The organism is Treponema socranskii subsp. socranskii VPI DR56BR1116 = ATCC 35536, assembly GCF_000468115.1.
Classification (GTDB): domain Bacteria; phylum Spirochaetota; class Spirochaetia; order Treponematales; family Treponemataceae; genus Treponema_D; species Treponema_D socranskii.
Map to the genome: position 1 here is coordinate 14,473 of NZ_AVQI01000022.1, position 19,538 is coordinate 34,010.

Below are 19,538 nucleotides of genomic sequence, written 5' to 3' on the forward strand. Positions count from 1 at the left end.
TAATTATATAGTAGGATACCCTACCTACAATTCTTTAATGATGGACATATCACCTGAAACGGCGGCGCGAAGAACAGGCCCCATATATTCATCCACTAAAGACGCGTTCATGGGTACGGGCATGTTTCGCAGTTTCATGTCCAATTGCGGATCTTTTGCTGCGGATAAAGCTCGTTTGATGTGTTCTTCGGTAAATCCTTCGATTTCTCCGAGCGTTGTCGGAGCGTTGATGCTCTTGCCGTATGCGATCATTGCTTTTGCAACGGATAAGGCTAAATCTCTACCCGACAAATTATCCACATCGTCGTTTGTGTAGCCGAATTTTTTGAATATTTTTCCTACAACTTTTAATTGAGGCTGAATTGCTTTGGAGTATAAAATCGCGTAGTAGGGATTCATTATACCGCACGCGGTTCCGTGTCCGACTATGTCTACAAGCGAAAAACTCGTTAAATGGGCTCCGGATGTTCCTCCGATCATAATAGCATATCCGCCTAAGTCGGTAGCCAAGCCGATTGCTTCACGCGCTTGCATGTCCGAAGGATTCGCTATTAATTTGTGGGCATATTCGGCACACAAGCTTATTGCACATTCGGCCAATTCTTTGGTTTTATCATATGAAGCTTCTTTTGCGCCGCAAAATACTTCAAAAGTGTGGGCAATAGCATCCAATGCGCCGTCTATAGTGACCTTTAAAGGCATTGATTTCGTTACCGAATAGTCGAAAACCGATACATCAGGTACGATGGATTCGTCTACTATCAATTTTTTTTGGCCGATTACCGGATCCGTAATATTGGCGTATTTTGTAAGGTGTGCTCCGGAAGATGCTGATGTTTCAATTGCGATTAAAGGAAGCATCTTAGAGTGGGTTGCCTGCAATTCTTTTGTTACGACTCCTGTGCCGAAATAATGGTCTATTTCGGGTGTCACTTTTCCACCGAGAGTTGCAAGCGCACATGCCGCTTTACAAGCGTCAATCGTCGAGCCGCCGCCCAAGGCTATAATACAATCGGGTTTTGTATGTAAAATATACGATTCGATTCTGTAAACATCTTCGCGCGGTGCATTCGGTTTTGCGTCGGGACATATACAGCCGCCGGCTAATTCCACACCGCTTTCGTTCAGATACTTTACAACCGTATCGGCAAAGGGCTTCATATATGTCGTGTTACTTACCAAAAGAGCTTTTTTACCGAAACGTAAAGTTATTTTTCCGATTTGGTCTATAACGGACAATCCGAAAATATAGGAATCGCCCTTCCATTCTTTTAAAAGCCGATAAGCTTCTTTTAATTGATCCATAGCGCATTCTCCTAAAAATTAATGGTTTTTACAGAGCTTTTTAACTCTTTTTACAACATTGCCTGCGCTTAGTCCGTAGGCTGCAAGCAATTTAAAATAGTCTCCCGTTTCGGTAAAGGTATCTTCAATACCGATAGCGTCAAACTCACATGTAATTTTCTTTTTCATCAGCTCTTCACAAACCGCGCCGGTAAAGCCGCCCTTTAATACGTGTTCTTCAATACACAAAAGCTTGCCGGTTTTCTTTATACTTGCGGCAATGGGCTTGATGTCAAGGGGTTTTACAAAGGGAACCGAAAAAACTTCCGCATGTATACCCTGTTTTTTAAGGGTTTCAAAAGCTTCCATAGCAAATGAGGCCGTAATACCGTTCGCCGCAATAGTAATATCCGTTCCGGTTGTACATTTTATTACTTTTTTTTCGGTAAAATCTTTTTTGCCGGGTAATTCGGGCAGTGCGTTTCTGTTTATCCGTATAAAAACAGGACCTTTTTGCTGTAATGCATATTCCAAAGCGAGTTCGGCTTGATTTGAATCGGCGGGAACGATAACCTGCATATTGGGCAAGGCTCGCATAATAGCAATATCCGTAATGGATTGATGGCTTGCACCGTCATAGGAGTCCGAAAGACCGCCGTAACTTCCCGCAATGATTACAGGAAGATTGTTGTAGCAAATGTCGTTTCGAATTTGGTCGGTTGCCTTTAAAGAAAGGAAAATGGAAAAAGCATTGATAACCGGACGTAATCCACAAGTTGCCAGTCCGGCTGCAACACCGGCCATATTCGCTTCTGCTACACCGCAGTTAAAAAATCGATCGGGGTATTTTTCCGCAAATATATTACTTTTTGTTGAAGAAGATACGTCTGCATCCAAAACTACAAGTTCCGGATAGACGGCACCCAATTCCGCAAGTTTTTTTCCAAAAGCGTCTCTCATCGCAAGACTCATAGTAAAGCCTCCTTTTTCGCCAAGTCTTTTTCCAACTCAACGATGCCTTTTTCATATGCATCGTCGGTAATGACGGCTCCGTGCCAGGTATTTTTTCCTTCTGTAAAAGAAACTCCCTTTCCTTTGACGGTATCGTATATAACGGCTTTCGGCCACACATTGTCGGAATCAAGCCATTTAAAGGAATCAAGAACATCCTGTACTTTGTTCCCGTTATAAGCGTTTGAATTAACATGCCACCCAAAAGAAGTGAGCTTATTTTTAAGAGGACACAAGGGCATAATTTCCTGTTCCGTACCGTCAAGCTGAACTTTATTATAATCTACCAATAATACCAAACGTTCAACCTTATATTTTGCAGCCATCATCAAAGCTTCCCATGACTGGCCTTCATTAAGACAGCCTTCGCCAGTAAGAACATATGTCCAGAATTTTTTACCTTGTAATTTTGAAGCAAGTGCCATGCCGAGTCCTACGGAAATACCATGTCCGAGAGCTCCGGTTGACATATCTATACCCTTGAGTTTTGTCATTGAGGGATGCCCTTGAAGAGGAGAACCCAAGATTCTGAACGACATTAAATCGGCTACGGGGAAAAAACCTCTATGAGCTAAAATCGTATAAATGTTTACCGATGCATGTCCCTTGCTTAAGACAAATCTGTCCCGGTCTTTCCAATCCGGTTTTTCGGGGTTGATATGTAAGCGATTAAAATAAAGGGCAGTAACTATTTCCGCTGCAGATGCGGCTCCTCCCCAATGTCCCGTTCCCCGACTGTGCAATATTTCAAACATGTATTTTCGGAAATATGCCGCAAGAGCGGATAATTCCGTTTCCGAAAATTTCCGATTAGGATTTGAAAGCAGATCTTTTATTTTCGTTGCCATACTTTATATACATCCTTAAGATCCTGTTTAAAAAAAAATTCCATACCGTATATTACTTGAATTAACCAAAACTGTTAAACAATTAATTTTGTATTAATATTTTAAGCCCTTCTTTATTTTCAAATTTTTTAAAGGCTTCTTCCCATTTTTCCAATGGAAAAATATCGGAAACGAGGTCTTTTAATTTGACTTGTTTATTTTCCACCATACGAATGGCATAATCCCAAGAACTCCAAATAGATCCCAAAGAACCCGTAACTTTTATTTCTTTATAACAAATACGGGCAAAATCAAATTCAAAGGGAGCGCCGGCAAGGCCTACTTGAACAAATTGTCCGTACTTTTTTACCGCTTCAATACCCGTTCGAGTTGCTGCAGGAGCACCGGAACATTCGAACACAATATCGACCCCTTTTTCTCCAGTTATCTTTTGTATTTCTTCAAGTAAATTGTTTTGTTGAACGTTTATAATAAAATCCGCTCCGTATTCTTCGGCCTTTTTAAAACGCGCAACATCAGCATTGGTACCGGAAACAATAACTTTTGCACCGAGTGCTTTTACTACTTGCAGAGTCATAAGTCCTATCGGACCGGGACCCGTTACGAGAACGACGTCCGTAGGCTTTATTCGCACAAGATCTATTGCAGCATGACATACACAGGCAAGAGGTTCCAGCAAGGCGGCTTCTTCGAATGAAATGGAATCCGCAAGCAAATGAATTCTGTCCTGCGGCACAAGGGTATATTTTGTAAAAGCTCCGTTATACCAATATCCGAGTGTTTTTCGATGATTACATAAATTATATCTGCCGTTTTTACAATTTTCGCACCGATTGCAATATTCATAGGCGGTTTCCGATGTTACCCTGTCGCCAACCTTACAAGAGCTTACACCTTCTCCCGTTTCGACGACAATTCCACTGAATTCATGACCTGTAATAACCGGCGGGCGTACCGGAATTGCTATATCGCTATGCAATATGTGTATGTCGGAACCGCAGATGCCCGTTGCTTTAATTTCAATTTTAACATAGCCGGGCTTTACCTTCGGTTCTTCAACATCCCGAATCTCCATATTCCCTGGCTCCGCGGCAAATTTTACAAGAGCTTTCATACTATTTCTCACCCCCCTTTACTATGCGGTACTCTCCCGAACGAGTACTTATCCATTTTTTTATATAAACATAACTAGTATAAATGAGGTTTTATCTTTTTTATATAGTACAAAAACCAATAATTATAATATTTTTATATCTCGTAGAACAAATAACTGTACTATATCGATTTTAGGGTATATAATATATCAGCAATTTTCAATATCGCGATAAAAGTGAATAGCGTTGTAAAAAAGCGAAGAAAACCTGATAGAACGCGGATCATAACCGGTTTTTTGTTTTAATTTATTTAATTGGTATTGAAGGGTATTTTTATGCATAAAAAGCCGTACAGCCGTTTTGGCTATAGAACCTTCTTCTTGGTATAGGGTATCCAACAAATTAATCCAATACCGGATGTCTGCTTCACTGCAGGATTTAAAAATACGGATAATGTATTCCCGTTTTACGGGATCCGGTATTTCACCGGAAAAGATTTCCATATTTATTGTATCATACAAGCGTGGTTCTTTTGAAGGGGAACGCAAGCATGTTTTTAAAGCTTTTTCCGCTTTTAATCGTGCACTGTTTATTAAACGGTAATCATCGGTTTTACTGTCCAAGCCTGCCGCCAATATTACCGGATATTTCGATTGTATGAAATCGCACACGGTACACACAAAATCAAGCAGCTGTTTGTCGCTGCGGCTGCTTAGCGCACAAATAAACACGGTACCCGAAACAAGCATAACCGCATTTTTTTCATGACTGATTATTGTTCCCAGCGTTTTCCACGTGTTGTCTATATGGTACTGTATTTCCGACGGTTTAAGCACATCATCTACTTTCAGAAAAAGCGGCGTTTTCTTCTCCGATACCGTTGCTTCGGGAATTTGTACAACCGGTTCAAAAACAACAACACGACGCGGAATAGTGATATCAATATCCAAAGACTTTCCCCGATTTTCCAAGCGGCGGTCTATTGTTTCCGGAGAACCGTACAGCCATTCATTTAAAAACCGATTTTTTATGCGCTTGTCCATATCGCTTTGCTGTTTATAATATTCGTCCCGCATAAGAATCTCAGTCATTTTTTTGAGTATTTGGCCGTACTTTCCCACTTCTTGATAATGTCCGGTAACGCCGATTACTGCAACCGGCATCCCATTGAATCGTACGGCGATATTCGTTCCGGGTAAAGCACCCGCATACTCGGTATCGCTGTATACGGTTATTCCGCTTAAATCTTCATCGATAATTTTTTTCGCTGCAGCATGAAAGGTTCCGACCCGTGCGTCATCGGTACTTGCAATAATAATTCCTTCGGCATTCATCATATTTATCTGTCGGCCGATGATTCCGCTTATTTCTTCAACGATAATTTTTGCGGTTTTTGTCGATAAAGTCACGTGCATATTATATATGCATAATCGCTTTTATAAAAGACCTCGCATTGCATCACATAAAATCTAAATGTATGTACCATGTAATGACTTAATTTTAAACGTCGTATAGAAGGTTTTGAAAGCAGTAATATAATAGAACAATGGGTACGTAAAAGCGATCAGCTATGGGCGGTTTTTGCTGCAGCAGAGTTTGCAAAGTCTTTTAAATTCATATCTCTTGTGGTATACTGAAACATCAGTGAGACAGACATGGCAAACTCAAAAGATACGATAAAATTCATTTTGAATGATCTTACAAGCGTCCGTGAAAATCTTCTCGCGCTGTCGGAAGATATTTGGAACAGCATAGACCATAACGACAATCAAAAACTCGAAGAAGGCTGTTTGTTTAAAAAACACTTCAACGCGCTTCTCGACATTTTTGAACACAATGCCGAGGAAATAAGCGCACTCATTTCTCAGTTTACAGGAATAAGAGAAGAATTGCCGTCCGGTATTAAAGCCCCCTCTGAAAACAAACGGATCATTGCCGAACTCGACAAGTCCGAGCCGCATTCGCTCAACGAAAATTTTACTTACAAACGGCCGTATGCATTTGTGTTGGAAGAACATGCATATACGGAGCTTATGACATGGAAGGATTTATATATACAAGCATGCCGACATCTTATTGCAAAAGATAAAAACAGATTCGACAGTCTTGCAGATAATGCTGATTTTATCAGCACGCAAAACAGAAAGTATTATTCCGCAGATAAATCCGCTTGCCGTACACCCTACAAGATTACGGACAAAACATTTATCGAAGTAAATTTATCCGCCAATCATTTTGTGAAATTGATAAAAGAATTATTCGAATATTTTAAAATCGACGCCGAGTCTATGAAACTATATTTGCGGCAAGACCGAAATGCCTAAGGGAAATTATGCAAAGTACACTGATTGACAATTCCGAACGCTTGAAACTGGCGGATACGTTGAAAGAACTCATCAATCTCCCCGATATTGTATATATCGACATTGCAACCGGTTATTGGGATATTCCGGGCACACAGCTTATAGCACAAGAACTTCGGGTATTTTTGGAACGATCGGCGGATACCCATATACGCATTCTTATCGGGAAGGATCCTTATCTTTTTGCACAGTATAACGCCAATCCAAAGTATAAAGGTACCAAGTATCCTCAAGATTTTATCAGAACCGATCTTGCTGATTTAAAAGTAAAACCAGAATATATTCCGGCTGTACAATTACTCTTGGACTTTTGCAAAGAACAGCATGAAGGACAACATGATCCAAAAATAGGAATACGTATTCTCCGCGACGCAAGCGAGGATGACGATCGGCAATTTTTTCATTCAAAATGTTATATTTTATATGGAACCGGTGTCGCGTATGGGATTATCGGCAGCAGCAATTTTACGGGAAAAGGATTGCAAGGAAATTCCGAGCTGAATTATTTGGAAACCGTGCCTCAGATTATTACTGCAAAGCCGGATAGCATAAATCGTTCGAAAGGGCATATCTCATGGTTCAATGAAAAATGGGAGCTCGCTTCCGATTGGACGCAAGAGTTCTTGGAAGAAGTTTTAAAATCCTCTGCAATAGGGAAACAAGCGATTGCACAAGCAAAACCAAAAAGTGAAAACTTTATTATTCTCTCTCCATATGAAATATATATAAAATTCATTATTGATCAATTCTCCGAGGTTATTGATTTTGACGGAAAAATTACACCTGACGACTATATACCGCGTGACCCTGATTTTAAAAAATTGATTTACCAGCAAGAAGCTGTCAATCAAGGTTTTGCAATTATGAAGCGGCACCGCGGCTTTATCCTTGCCGATGTGGTCGGACTAGGAAAAACTTTCACCGCACTGATGATTGTAAAACGACATCTATTGGAAACAGGATTTAAACGGCCTGTTTTGATTATCTGTCCGCCGGCGATTAAACAAAGTTGGCTTGATTCAATTGAATACTTTGATAAAAACGAGGCCTCCGATAAAAAAATAAAACCACTTATCGTTCTTACGACAATCGGCTGTCTTGAAGATGTGAACGAAAATAATGACTACGTTGCAGAAGACGATTTTAATGAAACCTTTAAAAAGGCCGATTACAGTATGATAGTTGTAGATGAAAGTCATCGATTCAGAAATAACAAAACAATTATGTATCAAAAACTCGATGATTTAATCGGTTCCATAACTCCCCAGCCTTATGTAATGCTTCTCTCCGCAACTCCGCAAAACAATAAACCTTATGATTTAAGAAATCAGATTTATTTATTTCAAAGAGAACATAATAACTCAACATTACAAAACCTTGGGAAACATGAAAACAAACTTGAAAATTACTTTGCCGAAAAACAAAGAAGTTATGAAGCGTACATAAAAAAAGATAAGCAGATAAACGGTAAAAAAATCTCGAAAACAAAAGAAGAACTGGAAAAAGACAAAGAAAACCTTATTGCGGATAATGAAGATATACGAAAGCGCGTTGTCGAGCCATTAATAATAAGGCGGACGAGGACAGATATTGAAAAATATTATAAAGACGATATGGAAGCACAGGCTTTGAGTTTCCCTAAAATAAAACAACCGGTTGCAATCCCTTACGAAATGAAAGGTGATCTTGCGGAACTTTTTAACAGCACGATAAATATTGTTGCGCCGCAAGTGAGCAAAATAGAATTTGACGAAGAAGGAAATCCTATTTTAAATTTCGGTACCCTTGAAGGCGAAGACGGGCTCGGCTATTACCGATATAGAGCTATCGAATTCCTTACAAGTGAAGAAAATCGGAAACAGCATGAAGTAAACAACTTAACCGTAGAAGATACTTCTCAACGTCTTGCACAATTAATGGAAATTCACCTTGTTAAGCGGCTCGAAAGCAGTCAAGCTGCTTTTAAAGAATCACTGCATAATCTGCGCCGTTATACCGAAAACATGATTAACATGTGGCGAGAAAATCGTATTTTTATCTGCCCCGATTTGGATGTTAATAAAGAGTTGAATGATTTATCCATTGAAAAAAATAAAAGTTTTGCCGCTTGCCTTGAAATAATCGCAAACAAGGCAAAAAAAGCAAACAAAAAAAGATTTGATTCCGAAAATATGGGTCCTAATCGAGAATATCAAATAACGGATTTTGATAAAGCCTATATTAACCTACTGCAGAACGATTTACGCTTAATCAATAATTTATGTGATCAATGGGATAAGCAAACGGATGATCCTAAGATTGAAACATTTATACGAAAATTTGATAGTTTATTTTTTGATAAAGAAAAAAATCCTTTTCAAAAGCTTATTGTTTTTACGGAATGTATTGCCACACAAAAGATACTTGTTCAAAAACTAAAAAACTGCGCGAGCGAATTCAATATTCTTTCAATTACTGCGGAAAATAGAGATGATATGAAAGATACTATCGCTGCAAACTTTGATGCAAATTACAAAGGCGAAAGACGTGATGACTATCAAATCCTTATTACAACCGATGTTCTTTCCGAAGGCGTAAACCTACACCGTTCAAATTCTATTTTAAATTACGACTCTCCGTGGAATGCAACGCGCCTCATGCAGAGATTGGGACGTATAAATCGTATCGGTACGCAAGCCAAAGAAATATGGAACTATAATTTTTATCCTTCAACTTTAGGCGATAATCAAATCAATCTTAAAAATAGAACATATGTAAAACTTCAAGCTTTTCATGAATTATTCGGAGAAGACTCTCAAATTTATTCAACTGAAGAAGAGGTTAAACACTTTGATAAAGTGGAACGGGAAGAAGCGGATACAGCCGAAACACCGATTATGCCGTTTATTGCAGAGCTTCGTGAATTTAGAAATCAAAATAAAAAGGAATATGACCGTCTTACAAGCATCACACAAAAAGTTGTCTCTGCGGTCAATAACGGCACAAAACAGTTTTTTGCAAGTTTGCACGAACTGAACAAAAAAGATGAACGGCTTAATTCTTTTTTATTTATTGCAAACAATGATGGGGCGGTAATAAAAGTAGGTCAGTTAGAATTTTTTGAAAAATTAAAACCGCTCATACGGCTTGATGCAACACAGATTGCAATAAATATTGATACAATAATGGCATGGCAAAAATCAATTATGGAATGCTATGAAAAAAGCAAACAAAATACAGCCATTACTGTTCGGCAAAAAAACAATAAAGCGATAACTCAAGCACGGACTAGAATACAAGAATTATACTCTGTCTCCTATTTCGAAGAATTGAGAGGTATGCTCGACGTAATTTCAGATGCGCTTATACATCATAATTTAACAGTGGCGAAAAAAGTATTAAAAATAAATTTCGACGATGATGAGTTATTCGACAATAAGACAGCTGCTATTAAAGAACTCTATCAATTAGCACGACAAAATAAAACTTATACGAATGCAGTATTATCAATTGAACTGATTACGAAATAAAGAAAAAAGGAACACACTATGACAGACTTTCGTACTTTTTTTGAACAAGCTTATCCCGGCAAAGACAAAATCTACGAAGATATAATTCTTCCTATTTTCAAAAACGCAACGGATTTACGAAAAACAACGCTGATTGCATTGGCAGAATCCGATAAAAAGAATGTTTTACAGGCTTCAATCATAGCACAAGTTGCAGGGACATTTCCCGTAACATTTGCCGATGTAGAAGTACAGTCGTCAGTACACCTCAAACGCAACCGTGTTAGTATTCAGAATTGTATCCGCAAAATTATGGAAGATAATACCTCAGCACTTATCTTTTTCCATTTTGCTGATAACCAAAATGAATGGCGGGTAAGTTTTGCACACCGAGCAGAGACACTGCAAACCAGCACAAGTGCAAAACGGTATACCTATCTGTGCGGGATAGAACATCCCTGCCGGACTATTGCAGAGCGCTTTCATCATTTATCTAAAAAAGCCGATTCTGCTGCTATAACCCTTGACGATATGTTGAACGCATTTAGTGTAGAGGCATTGAGTAAGGAGTTTTTTGCCGAATATAAGGTTTTCTACGAAGATTTTGTGCAATACATTACCGGTAAACGCTATATCAAAGCAAAAGGAAAATCAGGCTATGAGAACAGAGCTGTAGCCGGAGCAAAAGTGCATACAAAAATCTTTGCGCACTTTCAACGAATCAGTAATGGGGATGAACAAAAGGCAGAAAAGAATGTCCGTGATTATATTAAAAAGATGATGGGACGGCTCGTATTTATTCAGTTCTTACAGAAAAAGGGATGGCTCGGTTGCACGGACGATAACTGGAATGACGGCGACAGGGATTATTTACAACATCTTTTTGAGCACTCAAGTACGAAACAACAAAATGATTTTCTTTCTACCGTACTTGATCCGCTTTTTTTCGGCATGCTGAATACCAATCCCGAAGAGCGAGCTCATCATTTTAAGCAGAAAAACTGGGATATAACACTGCTTGATCGTTTTGGAAAAGTGCCGTATCTGAATGGCGGACTTTTTGAAGAGGATGAAGAAGACTATGTTTCGGTTGTTTTTCCGGCGGTCTTATTTAGCAATCCTGCACAAAAAGAGGCCGAACGGATTTTCCGCAGCAGTCAAAATAACGGCTATCCGTATGATGCAAGCTGCGGTCTCTTGGATTTTTTTGCCCGTTATAATTTCACTATTGACGAAACCGATCCTGAAGATCGGGAAGTCGGCGTAGATCCTGAAATGCTTGGGAAGATTTTTGAAAATCTTCTGGAAGATAACAAAGATAAAGGTGCATTTTATACTCCAAAAGAAATTGTACAATATATGTGCCGCGAAAGCCTTATAGCATACCTTGCCGAAGAAACACAGGATGAACCGGCAATGCGTAATTTTGTCTTAAAGCACGAGATACACACGATAAAAGACAAAAAGAAAGTTTTATCCGCATTAAAAAATATCAAAATCTGCGACCCTGCAGTCGGTTCGGGGGCTTTCCCGATGGGAATGCTGAATGAACTTTTTGCGTGCAGAATTTTGCTGGAAGGAGACAGTTCAGATGAAGAAAATCGCTCACGCATTAAAAAAGACATTGTGCGGGAGAATATCTACGGAGTCGATATTGAAAAAGGCGCCGTTGACATCGCCCGTCTGCGCTTTTGGCTTGCTATCATCGTCGATGAAAAAACACCGCTCCCTCTTCCCAACCTTGACTATAAAATAATGCAAGGAAACAGCTTATTGGAAAGTTATGAGGGGGTTTCCTTAGAAAATTTACTGCACCAGAATAAAAATGATCTCTTTTGCACTACGGAAGACAACATAAAAATCCTACAAACCGCTATCAGCGATTATTATCAGCCTAAAACACATAAGTCAAAACAGGCTATGAAACAGCATATTTCTCAACTCATTTATGCATTACTCAGTGAACAAGGATGGAGCAAAGAACACGATAAGCTGGCAGATCTAAAAAATATACCGATTGATGCAAACAATCAATTCTTTTTATGGCATACGTGGTTTAGTGAGGTGTTTAACCGTCCGTCAAAACAAGGCTTTGATATTGTGATTGGAAACCCACCGTATATGGAAGCAAGAAGCAAGGTTTTCCCGGAAGATTTGAAGAATGAATTACAAAATTATATAAAGTGTACCTATGATGAAGTATATCAGAAATCATTTTCTCGAGGTGCTGATATTCTTGTTTTCTTTTATGAATTATCATTTCGTTTACTCACAAAAAAAGGCATTAATATATTTATTACTGAAAATTCATGGATGGCAACTGATTATGGTAAGGCGTTTCAAAACTATTTAAGATATAAGATTTCTATAAAAGGAATTATTGATTCTGATTATAAATATTTTGAAGGAGCGGAGATAAATACAGTCATTACATTTTTTCAACATAAGGATATTAAAGATGATTTTATTAGCTTTTATCACTGCCATGGAAGTTTAACAGAACATCATTGTAACCTAAATAACACAAACGACACCTCCATTACCGTCAAACAATTTATGTCAAATGATGTACTAGTTTCTTCTTATAAATGGAGTTTCTTAATTAACCTTAATAATGAACTTTTATCATTATTAACACTTATGGAAGAAAAAAACAATCGTGACACGGCAAAGAAATTCACTATAGGACAAGGGCTTAATATAACAAAGAATAATATTCTGAAAAAACCTTCAATTAAAACTGTCCCATATTATATTTCATCTGATGGAGCAAAATATACATGGCAGTGCTCTAATTCTTTTGTAAATATATCCGTAGTGAATAAAAATAGAAAAGTCCCATTATTAATATTACCGAGAGGTATTGGGACTCATTTCTGTTGTTTCAATACAATAAAAGGATTCTCTTCGAGCTATGTTGAATTTTATTCAGATTCATGTACTGAAGATGAATTGTTATGTTTGTGGTTATTTTGTAATTCTTCACTTCTATGGCTATTAAGAGAATGCTCAGGTAGAACAAATCTTGGCGGAGGAATGTTAAAAGCCGAGGCAACAGATTTAAATAATCTTCCTCTTTATTTTAATTTTCCTAACATACAGATAATAAAAGAGATTTTCAAAAATGCAACAAATAAAACCATACCAACAAATATTAATGAGGCAATAAATAGCCAATTACATAAAGTAATAGATGAGATTGTTTTTTCTTATTTTAATCTTCCGAAACAAAATAATTTTGTAATTGATTTGTTATTAGAAAAAATCAAAAGAAGAACCATAAAAATTAAATCTAATAAGTGAATTTATATAGATAAGTTACTTTCTACTATAACTATCTCTTTTGGAGTCAGTCCGTATAATTTATATATAACCTCGTCTATCTTTTGTTCATAAATTGTTATGTCAGAATTTATGCATTCTTTTTTTGTTGCAATAATTTTAGTAACAATATCTGACACCTTATCCTGGATATTATTATCGGGACAATATAATGGCATCAGCGTAAATTGAGCCTTGTCTAATTGTAATAAATCACCATTTTTCTTAAGTTTATTGTGCATATAAAAAGTCAGTATTTTACTATTTAATAAAGCAGTTAGATACTTCAAGTTAATCCGTTCTGATTTTAGAATAAAACAATTTCTTGAAGCATAAAACTTATCTTCCGTATATGTAAAATTCCTTCCGCGTGTTCTACTTGCAAAAACTATTTTCTTTCCATCTTTAAAAAAACTTTCATCTCTTTCCCACCAAAGAGAAAACCATGATTTTTTACCTGCAACAACCTCTCGTCTGCCTTCCAATTCTGCAGAATACTTTAATAATTTTTTATATATATTGGGGTATTTCTCTGATGAAAAATCTTCAATATTTTTATCAGAGATATATAAAATACTATCCTTTGCTATCGGTGTATAATAACTAACTGTCGTTGTATAAAATGGTTGTATAAAAGCCTGTTCTGCTTTTGAGAACAGTGAGATATTTTTATTCTTCACTTTGAAAGCTTTATCTGGCCCACCTATAATTCCTTGTATAATTTCTTTTTTATCATCAATTTTGAAATTTCCGATTTTTTCTATTTTATCAAGTATATTCTTATATGACATATTAATCACGAACGAAAACATTTTATTTCTATATTCAATCCTATTAAAATCCAAGTGAAAAAAACGTTCTGCTAAGAATATATTTAACATATGGTTATTTTTAATAGTTTGATTATTTACTTTAAATAAAAAATCATAATTATTATCAATAGAATCTTTACTTATTATTAGAATCATAGCTTGTGTACTGGTTTCAAAAACCATATAAGCCCCAAAATCAATTAATTGAATAATTTTCGCTTCATTACAAATCTTATTCCTTAAGATCTTAGCCGAAGCACTTGTTCTCCATTGAGAAGAAGCAATGAAACAAAGTTTTCCTTTGTTTCTAAGTAAATCTAAACCAATACATGCGAAACCATACCATAAATCCATCTTCCCCATATAATAAGGGCTTATCTTCTTAAAATCGGTAAAAACAGCATTGTTTTCATATTCTTTAATATACGGTGGGTTTCCAATCACAATATCAAAGCCTTGTTTTGACGGACAGCAAAATCAGTCAGTAATAAATATGGTAGTTTAGCCACAATGAGCTTTTACAATTTTTAGGTTCAAATAAACCTGTATAAACCATATATCTATATAAGGTTTGTTTTGATATTTCTAAATCTTTTGCAATCTTTGTTTTCTTAATCCCCAATGATATTTGTTCTATAATCCAATCATGGTGAGCTGCGCATTTTTGATTTAATCGACACCGCTCTCCTTTTATTCGTCCAATCTGCCGTCCCTCTGACTTAACTCGTGCAAGTGCTTCCTTCGTCCTCTGGCTGATTAAATTTCGCTCAATCTCCGCACTTAAGCCGAAAGCAAAGGCCAGCACCTTACTCTGTATGTCGTCACCGAGTCGATAGTTGTCTTTAATCGTCCATACCCTACACTCCTTTTTCATACAAATATTTAATATTTCCATAATCATAAACAAATTGCGCCCAAGACGCGACAGCTCCGCGCAAATAATCAAATCCTCTTTTTTGATTATCTTTAAAAGCCATCCTAGTTTACGCTTATCGTAATTTCTGGTCCCGCTGATAGTTTCTTCAATCCATCCGTCAACTTGGAGCTTTTCCCGTTGGCAAAAATTGGTAATTTCAAATTTCTGGTTTTCAACCGTCTGCTTATCCGTACTTACTCTGATATAACCGTATGTCATTTTTCCTCCGCGAACTGCATATATAATCTTTTCGGCATCAATCGGTATAATAATCTTTCCGAAAAATATATTTTTATTTTTATTGAAAGTCTTAAAAAATCTCAGTTTTCGGAGTCTTTTCTTGATTTTACCGAATACGTATTTACGTTTGTTCGGTATAGCTTACATTCTCTAGAAATCAGGAAAGCATATTGAAATTCAGTGTACAAACTTATTAAATATAAGATAGTAATCGAGTGAATCGGATTTTATTAACATGTATACCCGCTCGCATATACATACGGTTTTGAATCTGAATCGTATAGCTATGAAAACGGTAGCCGCGCGCGCATGCGTTCCGGCAGCTTTCAAAATTATTATTTTATTCTGCTGCCGTGCATATATTTTTTTATTATTAATTTACGAAATCCGCCGGCAAGAGATTACTCCGGCGGAGATTGTAAGGTTAACACTGATTAATACGCATTCGAATTAATCAGTGTTTTTTTATATCACTTTGCCGCGTTCTTACCCGCGATGCGGCCGAACACGATGATGTCGGCGATCGCGTCGCTGCCCAAGCGGTTTTTGCCGTGGACGCCGCCGGTCACTTCTCCTGCGGCATACAAACCGGGGATCACGCTTCCGTCGGTCTTTATAACTTGCGCTTGGCTGTTGATTTTGACGCCGCCCATCGTGTGGTGTACGGCGGGTACGGCTTTCAAAATATAAAACGGCGCTTTTTCGATCGGGAAGGTCAAGCTGCGTTTATTGAATTCGGGATCTTTACCCTGCGCGACGTAGCTGTTGTAGCGGTCGACGGTCGCGATCATCTCTTTTGCATCGATGCCGAAAAATTCCGCCGCTTTTTCAAGCGTATCGGCTTTTACCAACAATTTGTTTTTGTACAAATAAGCGATTTCGGCTGCGTGATTTTTTTCCAAATCGCTTTCGTCGTAGCCTCTCTGATCGATGATTTCATAGCAGCAGTGTCCCGTCTGGGCTTTGATCGCCATGGACATAACGTCGCGCCGTCCGAGTTCTTCGACAAAGCGCTTGCCTTCTTTGTTTACGATAACGCTGTGTCCGTAGAGGCGCGCGTCGTCGAAATACAAAAGCGTGCCCGTAAGCGGATCGCATATCGGGTAGGTTTGAATATACTGCATATCGACGAGAGCCGCTCCGATTTTTTCGGACATGACGATGCCGTCGCCCGTGCTGCCGACCGTATTCGTCGAAAGGATGTTTTCATCGACGGCGGGATTGTATTTTTTGCGCATGTCGAGGTTCGAACCGAAGCCGCCGGTTGCGAGCACAACGCCTTTTTTCGCATAAAACGTGTATTTCATCGTCTTGCTTTCGGCCGAAACTCCGGTAACACGTCCCTTCGCATCCTGCACGAATGCGACTGCAGGCGTATTGTACACGATGGGGATGCCGAGCTTTTCCGCTTTGGCGAGCATCTTGGTGATGAGTTCTTTGCCGCTCGCGCCTGACGGAATCAAACTGCGCTTTACCGAATGTCCGCCGAAAAACATCAGCGAATTTTCCCATACGACGCCGCATTTGTCCTTGAGCCATTCCGCGCCGGCAAGCGCGTTGGATGCAACCACGTGTACGAGTTCGGGGTTATTGATATTGTCGCCGCCTTTCATCATATCCTGTTCGAAGCGAGAGACGCTGTCTTCGATGCCGTCTCTTTTTTGAAGCCAGTTGCCCGGAGCCGCCATTTCAGCTCCCGAGATAAGCGTATTGCCTCCGGCCATCGGCATCTTTTCCAAAACGATAACGTCCGCGCCCGCTTCTTTCGCTTCGATTGCAGCCGCAAGCCCCGCACCGCCCGCACCTATGACGACGACGTCGTGCGTTTCCGTTTTTTTCTGTTTTGCCTTTGACTGAGGAGCTGCGGCAGTTTTTTTATTCGCTTTCAGTTCTCCGCCCGCCTGTGCGACCGCCGCATTCACCGCAGCGAGAAAGCCTTTCGAAGTGAGCGTGCAGCCCGAAACCGTATCGACCGCCGTACTGTTCGATTTTATTACCGCCGCTTTTAGCGTATCCATCGCTTTATCGAAGCCCGGCGTTTCTTTATGCGAAAGCACTTTGATGTCGGCGATCGCGTTCTTTTTAACGGTTACCTGTACCGTTATCTTTCCGCCTTTGCCGTCTCCCGTTCCGGTGTAGGTTCCGTTTTTCATCGAAGCGCTTTGCGCCGCGGCCGTAAACAAAACCGTCGAAGCGAAAACCGCCGCGAACAGTCCCTTTAAAATCTTCTTCATAATTCCTCCATCATCTACATCGACATCTACATCCAGAAACCGGACGTATCTTATAAAGCATATACGTATACTAATATTCCGCCGTTTTATTGTCAAACGGACGGATATACAACCGGCATTTTTTTATTAATTAATAATATTCATTCCTCGATATACCGGATACTCCGCACCTTACAGGAGCGATCTCGCTTTCGAGACGATGTTGTCGGCGGTGATGCCGTATTCGGCAAGGAGTTCGGCCGTTTGCCCCGACTGTCCGAATCGGTCGTCGACCGCAACGTGCGCCATCTTTACGCCGCCCTTACCGAGGAGCGCATAAGCTGCCGCTTCGCCGATGCCCCCGAAACGGTTCGCTTCTTCGCAGACGAGGATCCGTCCGCCGCAGCCGAGCGTTTCACTTACAATCGCATCGGTGTCGAGCGGTTTAATCGTGTGGATGTTCAGCACGGAAGCTTCGATACCGTCGGACGCGAGCTGCTCGGCCGCTTCGAGGGCGAGCGGCGTCATAATACCGGTTGCGACGATGCAGAGATCCTTGCCGGAACGCAGGCTCTGCGCTTTTCCGATTTCGAACGGCGTGTCGCAAGAAGTGACGATCGGCATGGGTTCGCGCGACGTGCGGATATACACGGGGCCTTTAAAATGATAGGCCGCTTCGACGATCCGCTTTGCCTGATTGTAATCGCAGGGGCTCAGCACCGTCATATTCGGAACTGCGCGAAGCGCGGCGATGTCCTCTATGCACTGGTGCGTGCCTCCGTCGCCCGCAGGCGTGATGCCCGAATGACTTCCGGCAATTTTTACGTTCGCTTTGCTGTATGCCGCCGCATTTCGGATAATTTCAAACGCTCTTCCGGCAGTAAACATTGCAAACGAAGATGCGAAGGGCACGTAGCCGACTTTCGACAAGCCGACGGCCATACCGATCAAATTCTGTTCGGCGATACCGGTTTCGATGTAGCGGTCGGGAAACTCTTTTTGAAAAGCCAAAGAACCGGTCGCATGTCCCAAATCCGCGTCGAGGACAATCACATCGGAATATTTTTTGCCGAGCTCGACGAGGCCGTCGCCGTAGCCCTGCCGTGTTGCTTTTTTTTCGCTCATATCAGTTGTCCTCCAATTCTTTAAGCGCCTTTTCAAGCTCGTCGCCCGAAGGAGCTTTTCCGTGCCAGCCGAGTCCGTTTTCCATAAACGAAACGCCCTTGCCTTTGATCGTATCGCAGATAACGGCGAGCGGCTTTCCGTCTTCACGGTGATCAAGCGCGGAAAGCAGTGCCTCATAATCGTGTCCGTTCGCCTCGCACACGGCAAAACCGAATGCGCGGAATTTTGCCGCAAGATCGCCGAGCGACATAACCGTATCGACCGGGCCGTCAAGCTGCAGGTGATTGTTGTCTACGAGCACGGTGAGATTGTCGAGGTGATAATGAGAAGCGGCCATAAACGCTTCCCACGCAAGACCTTCCTGCAATTCTCCGTCACCGGTGAGCACGTATACGCGGTTCGGCTTTTTTGCCAAACGGAAACCGAGCGCCATACCCGCTGCAACCGATATGCCTTGTCCGAGGGAACCGGTACTGCAGTCTACGCCGGGACATTTATTGCAATCCGGATGTCCCTGCAGCATACTGTGCAGTCGGCGGATGTTTTTGAGTTCCGCTTTCGGAAAATAACCCTTATCCGCAAGTATCGCATAGTACGGCGGATTCGCGTGCCCCTTGCTCAGCACAAAACGGTCGCGCGCTTCATCGTTCGGATCGCCCGTCAGTTTCATCTTAGAATAATAAAGGGCAACCATGATATCCGTCGCCGAAAGGGAACCGCCGGGATGACCGGAACCCGCTTCTCCTATCATCCAAACAGTATCGCGTCGGATCTGCTTGGCTTTCTTTTTCAACTCTTCTATCGTCATACTAACCTCTCGATC

The 19,538-nt window shown here is 40.2% G+C and carries 13 protein-coding genes and 1 pseudogene; 3 read left to right on the top strand and 11 right to left on the bottom strand.

The genetic code is table 11. From position 1 onward, the window contains the following. Positions 1-24: 24 nt before the first annotated feature. The 5 genes from HMPREF0860_RS03635 to HMPREF0860_RS03655 form a co-directional block, all read right to left on the bottom strand. The gene (locus tag HMPREF0860_RS03635) at positions 25-1,305 is read right to left on the bottom strand and encodes an iron-containing alcohol dehydrogenase (protein WP_021495510.1); all 1,281 of its coding nucleotides are present in this window, start codon (positions 1,303-1,305) and stop codon (positions 25-27) included. Between the two features lie 18 nt (positions 1,306-1,323). Further along, positions 1,324-2,256, bottom strand: a complete 933-nt coding sequence (locus tag HMPREF0860_RS03640; protein ID WP_021495497.1) for a transketolase family protein — start codon at positions 2,254-2,256, stop codon at positions 1,324-1,326. After that, on the bottom strand, positions 2,253-3,143 hold the full coding sequence (locus tag HMPREF0860_RS03645) for a transketolase (RefSeq protein ID WP_021495496.1): 891 nt from the start codon (positions 3,141-3,143) through the stop codon (positions 2,253-2,255). The genes HMPREF0860_RS03640 and HMPREF0860_RS03645 overlap by 4 nt, the downstream gene beginning before the upstream one ends. A gap of 82 nt (positions 3,144-3,225) precedes the next feature. After that, positions 3,226-4,257 carry a zinc-dependent alcohol dehydrogenase gene (locus tag HMPREF0860_RS03650; protein WP_038082169.1) on the bottom strand — a complete coding sequence of 344 codons (1,032 nt, stop codon included), beginning with the start codon at positions 4,255-4,257 and terminating at the stop codon, positions 3,226-3,228. 189 nt (positions 4,258-4,446) lie between these two features. Beyond that, entirely contained in the window at positions 4,447-5,652 is a 1,206-nt protein-coding gene (locus HMPREF0860_RS03655; RefSeq protein WP_021495507.1) for a CdaR family transcriptional regulator, read from the bottom strand. 240 nt (positions 5,653-5,892) lie between these two features. On the opposite strand from HMPREF0860_RS03655, the gene HMPREF0860_RS03660 reads away from it, so the two are divergent. From HMPREF0860_RS03660 to HMPREF0860_RS03670, 3 genes are read left to right on the top strand one after another with little or no spacing between them, the layout of a single operon-like run. Then, complete coding sequence (locus tag HMPREF0860_RS03660; RefSeq protein ID WP_021495508.1) at positions 5,893-6,561, top strand: hypothetical protein; 669 nt, start codon at positions 5,893-5,895, stop codon at positions 6,559-6,561. Between the two features lie 8 nt (positions 6,562-6,569). Further along, complete coding sequence (locus HMPREF0860_RS03665; protein ID WP_021495501.1) at positions 6,570-10,109, top strand: helicase-related protein; 3,540 nt, start codon at positions 6,570-6,572, stop codon at positions 10,107-10,109. An 18-nt stretch (positions 10,110-10,127) separates the two neighbouring features. Beyond that, entirely contained in the window at positions 10,128-13,391 is a 3,264-nt protein-coding gene (locus tag HMPREF0860_RS03670) for an Eco57I restriction-modification methylase domain-containing protein (protein ID WP_021495502.1), read from the top strand. Positions 13,392-13,393: 2 nt separating this feature from the next. On the opposite strand, the gene HMPREF0860_RS14215 is transcribed toward HMPREF0860_RS03670, so the two are convergent. The 6 genes and pseudogenes from HMPREF0860_RS14215 to HMPREF0860_RS03695 all read right to left on the bottom strand — a co-directional run bounded on the left by HMPREF0860_RS14215 (position 13,394) and on the right by HMPREF0860_RS03695 (position 19,523). Further along, on the bottom strand, positions 13,394-14,290 hold the full coding sequence (locus tag HMPREF0860_RS14215; protein WP_342341898.1) for a TaqI-like C-terminal specificity domain-containing protein: 897 nt from the start codon (positions 14,288-14,290) through the stop codon (positions 13,394-13,396). After that, positions 14,285-14,671: pseudogene (locus HMPREF0860_RS14220) on the bottom strand (Eco57I restriction-modification methylase domain-containing protein); the annotation flags it as partial. The pseudogene HMPREF0860_RS14220 and the gene HMPREF0860_RS14215, both read right to left, overlap by 6 nt. 31 nt (positions 14,672-14,702) lie before the next feature. Next, entirely contained in the window at positions 14,703-15,356 is a 654-nt protein-coding gene (locus tag HMPREF0860_RS03680) for a master DNA invertase Mpi family serine-type recombinase (protein ID WP_021495503.1), read from the bottom strand. A gap of 491 nt (positions 15,357-15,847) precedes the next feature. Next, complete coding sequence (locus HMPREF0860_RS03685) at positions 15,848-17,611, bottom strand: flavocytochrome c (RefSeq protein WP_021331266.1); 1,764 nt, start codon at positions 17,609-17,611, stop codon at positions 15,848-15,850. 171 nt (positions 17,612-17,782) lie between these two features. Then, on the bottom strand, positions 17,783-18,715 hold the full coding sequence (locus HMPREF0860_RS03690; RefSeq protein WP_021331231.1) for a transketolase family protein: 933 nt from the start codon (positions 18,713-18,715) through the stop codon (positions 17,783-17,785). 1 nt (position 18,716) lies between these two features. Further along, a complete protein-coding gene (locus HMPREF0860_RS03695; RefSeq protein WP_021331281.1) occupies positions 18,717-19,523 on the bottom strand; it encodes a transketolase in 807 nt (268 codons plus the stop codon). Positions 19,524-19,538 lie beyond the last annotated feature (15 nt).